This is a genomic window from Helicobacter pylori (assembly GCF_001998165.1).
Lineage (GTDB): Bacteria > Campylobacterota > Campylobacteria > Campylobacterales > Helicobacteraceae > Helicobacter > Helicobacter pylori_DL.
In genome coordinates, this window is record NZ_MTWR01000083.1 from 1 (window position 1) to 4,040 (window position 4,040).

2 protein-coding genes and 3 pseudogenes are annotated in these 4,040 nt (G+C 40.1%); 1 reads left to right on the forward strand and 4 read right to left on the reverse strand.

The genetic code is table 11. The features are described 5' to 3' along the window. Positions 1-120 (forward strand): annotated as a pseudogene (locus BZK24_RS09140) (sodium:proton antiporter); the annotation flags it as partial. Here BZK24_RS09140 and BZK24_RS08040 read toward each other — a convergent pair. From BZK24_RS08040 to BZK24_RS08055, 4 genes and pseudogenes are all read right to left on the reverse strand, one after another. Beyond that, a pseudogene (locus tag BZK24_RS08040) lies at positions 103-621 on the reverse strand (thiamine phosphate synthase); the annotation flags it as partial. The pseudogenes BZK24_RS09140 and BZK24_RS08040 overlap by 18 nt on opposite strands. Then, on the reverse strand, positions 614-1,423 hold the full coding sequence (gene thiD, locus BZK24_RS08045; protein ID WP_171972432.1) for a bifunctional hydroxymethylpyrimidine kinase/phosphomethylpyrimidine kinase: 810 nt from the start codon (positions 1,421-1,423) through the stop codon (positions 614-616). The gene thiD and the pseudogene BZK24_RS08040, both read right to left, overlap by 8 nt. Continuing rightward, positions 1,420-2,199 carry a hydroxyethylthiazole kinase gene (gene thiM / locus BZK24_RS08050; protein ID WP_077657116.1) on the reverse strand — a complete coding sequence of 260 codons (780 nt, stop codon included), beginning with the start codon at positions 2,197-2,199 and terminating at the stop codon, positions 1,420-1,422. The genes thiD and thiM overlap by 4 nt, the downstream gene beginning before the upstream one ends. A gap of 87 nt (positions 2,200-2,286) precedes the next feature. Continuing rightward, a pseudogene (locus BZK24_RS08055) lies at positions 2,287-4,040 on the reverse strand (type I restriction endonuclease subunit R, EcoR124 family); the annotation flags it as partial.

The following is a 4,040-nucleotide window of genomic DNA, read 5'->3' on the forward strand; positions in this document are numbered from 1 at the left end:
AAAGAGAGCGAGATTTTTGGCTCAAATTCCAGGAGCGGATTATTAGAGGCTTATAACACGCAGATTTTAGCCAAGCTCCCTTTAGAGCCTAAAGTGCGTTTAGGGGGGGATAAGGGCGAAATCGTGTATTTTTTTTAAAAGATTGACGCCTACAACTTCTTTAGCGTCTTTTTTAGAGAGTGTGGGGAAAATAGGGCCTACCCCTAAATAGGCTACGCTGTCTAAATGGCGCGCTTTTAGGGCTTGCTCTAAAGTATTGACGCTCAAACCGATAAAAAGGCGCTTTTGGCATAAAGCGATTACCTCTTCTATAGCCATGTCTTCTTGCCCCACATGCACGCCATCAGCCTTTAATTCTAGCGCGAGTCGCACCTCATCATTAATAATAAAAGGCGTACCGTATTTTTTGCATAATTTTTGACACTCTAGGGCTAATCGTTTGATTTCAACAGGATCTTGTAAAGCCAAATCGCCTTTTTGGCGGAATTGAAACGCTGTGATTTTAGATTGTAAAGCTAATTCTAAAGTGTCTAAAAGTGCGTTTGTCCTATCGCCTTTTATATGGTGGAAATCTTGCGAACCAGCCACAAACATGAGTTTCAAACAATCCGCATCAAACATGCTTTTTGATGCTCCACAAATTCAAAGGCCCATGCCCATGCCCAATGTTTAAAGGGTTTTGAATGATGATAGTTAAAAGCTCTTTAGCCTTTGAAATAGCGTTTTTTAAATCCAGCCCTTGAGCGAGTAAGCCCACAATCAAGCTAGACAGAGTACAACCCGTGCCATGCGTGTTTTTGGTGTTGAATCGCTTGGCGTTTAGGATAAATTCAGCGTCTTCTAAAAACACCCAATCGTTGCTAAATTCCCCTTGAAAACGCTCTGTATGCCCCCCTTTAATCACAGCGTTTTTAACGCCTAAATCCCTTAAAACGCCCATCGCTTTTGAAGCGCTTTTATTATCTCGCACTTGAACGCCTGTGAGCGCATAGACTTCAGGGAGGTTAGGGGTTAGTAAATTGGTTTTAGGTAAAAGGCGTTTTTTTAAGCTTAGAATCGCCTCTTCTTCTAAAAGCAAAGCCCCATTCTTTGCCACCATCACCGGATCTAAAACGCACAACCCAAAATCGCAAGTTTCTAAAGTGTCCGCTACGCATTCAATGATTTGAGCGTTGCATAACGCTCCCATTTTGAACGCCTTGATAGAAAAATCATCTCTAATGGCTAGGATTTGCGCTTTCACGCTCTCTACACTCAATGGATAAACCCCATGCACGCCCTGTGTGTTTTGCGCGGTGATGCAAGTGATCACGCTTGTCCCAAACACGCCCAAAGTTTGAAACGCTTTCAAATCGGCCTGTATCCCAGCGCCCCCACCGCTATCGCTGCCAGCGATGCTTAAAACTTGCGGATAAATTTTCACAATACTTCCTTAATAAGGCTGTTTTCTAACTTTATGGGCAAGCTTAGAGCGTCTAAAAAATAAAACAAGAACGAACCATTAGAGCCGTTATTTTCTAACGCTTTTTTTTGCGCATTAAAAGCGGCTTGTTTATAGAAAGCGCAAAGTTGCGCCATAGAATCTAAGGGGTCTTTTTTCAAACCTAAAAAGCTCGCACATGCTGCTGTATGCAAACACCCAGCCCCAGTAATGACAGCCAAATACTCGCTCCCTCCACTGATGCTCAAAACTTTTTTCCCATCGCTCACATAATCTGTTTTACCCGTCATTACCGCTATCACAGAATATTTTTGAGCCGCTCGTTTGACAATTTCTATAGGCGTAGCGGAATGCTTGGAATCTAACCCCTTACTTTCGCAAGAAATACCCACTAAAGAGCCCAATTCTGCAGCATTACCCCTAAGCGCGCTAATCCCACCACTTTTCAAAAGCTCTAAACTTGTGTCATAGCGCAAAGCGCTCGCTGAACACCCCACAGGATCTAACACGATGGGTTTGTTCAAAGCCTTGTAATGTTTGATAGCCTCTTTAGCGCATAAAATGGTGCGTTCATTGAGAGTGCCAATATTAATAGCGAGCGCGTCAGAAATTTTCGCTAAATCTGGCATTTCAGCAATGGCATCGCTCATTAAAGGCGATGCCCCTAAAGCTAATAAACCATTAGCCACAAATTGCGCCACCACATAATTGGTGATATTATGCACTAAGGGGCGTTTTTGTCGTAATTCTTTTAACACCACAAGCCTCCTTAAAATTTCTTTTATTTTACAAAAAATCCATTAAACGGCGCTTTTTTTGAGCCTTAATACAAAAGCGTTCATGAACTATTTTTCATTAACCTCATCTTTTTTAATTCTTTTTAAATATAGCGCTAGTGAGATCACAAAAGCGGTGGAAAAAACGAGAAAGGCTTGCAGCGACTTTTTCTTTCACCTCCTGATAGCGCGAATTTTTGTCAAATCTGGAGGGTTTTTCTTCAATGATTTCAGGGAATTTTGTCCCGCTGAAATCAATTTCGCCCCCCCTAAAGGCATGCTGCATGAACGAATAGGCTTTTTCTTCATTCAAGCGGTTTTCTTCTATGATATTTTGGAATTCCTCTTCTCTTTTTTGGTGGATATAATCTTGAAAATGCGCATGGATTTCTTGGTCTTTGTTGTATTTGTCAATGAAATCCATGATCAAATCTTTTTTATTCCTTAACTCTATGCTGGAGTTGATGATTGGCTCTATTTTGGTTTTAACGCCTTGAATTTCCACCCCATGCTCTTTAGCGAATTTTTCAATCAAATTCAAAATATAGTCAATATTGACTTCCACTTGCTTAATGAGTTCAATTTCAAAAATCAAATCGTCGTTAATCTCTTCTTTATCCCTCCCTTTTTCTGACCTCATTTCATCGTAAAAATCAAGGTATTTGCTTTGATAGTCTTGAAAATCCCTGGGGTTGATGTGATCGTCTTTGTTGAAATTTTCAAAGCTGTTTAAAATATTTTCCAATTTCAAAATCTTGCCAAAAAGCTTGATGAAATCCTTTTTCTGGCTTTCTGAAATGATTGGCTCTTTTAGGGGAAATTCAGTTAAAAGCCTTCCAATCAAACCCTCATAGCCCTCGTATTCTTTGTTATTATCTGTGTAGCCTTTCAAATAATCTTCATATCTTCTTAATAGTGCAATAGATTGAGCGTCCTTGTTGCCAAAAAGCATGAGCGCATCATTTAAATCCTGCTCTAAATCCCTAAAACACACGATATTCCCATGCGTTTTAACGCTATCTAAAATGCGGTTTGCGCGGGAAAAAGCCTGAATTAGCCCATGGTATTTCAGGTTTTTATCCACCCAAAGGGTGTTGAGCCTTGTAGCGTCAAACCCAGTAAGAAACATGTTTGCCACCAGTAAAAGATCGATTTGGCGCTCTTTCATTTTTTGAGAAAGATCCTTATAATAGCTTTGGAATTTTTGATCCGAAGTGTCAAAAGAAGTTTTAAACATCCCATTATAATCCGCAATCGCGCCCTCTAAAAAATCCCTTGAGCTTTTGTCTAGCCCACTAGCGCTTTCATTGTTTTCATCTTCTAGCGCTTCAATTTCTTCATTAGCGCTATAACTGAAAATGGCAGCGATTTTAAGATCGTGTTTTTCTTCTTTAAAGGCTTGGTAGTATTTTTTCAGCGCTTCTATACCAGAGCATGCCAGAATGGAATTGAATCTTTTATTTTTAGTGGCTTGATTGAAACGCTCTACAATGCATTTAGTAATTTTTTTGATCCTCCTAGTATCTAAAAGGGCGCTTTTTTCATCAACCGCTCTAACCTCTTTATCTTTAATGCCCTCTTTAGCTTTAATGGTGTTGTGGTATTCCACCCTAAAGGGCAAAACATTTTTATCCCTGATCGCATCAATAATGGTGTATTGGTGGAGGCATTTCCCAAACTTTTGCTCCGTTGTGCCTAACGGGTTGTTTTTATCGCAATTAGCTGCAAAAATGGGCGTGCCAGTAAAGCCAAAAAGGTGGTATTTTTTAAACGCTTTAGTGATAGCTTGATGCATAGAGCCTAACTGACTGTTCCTTAAAACA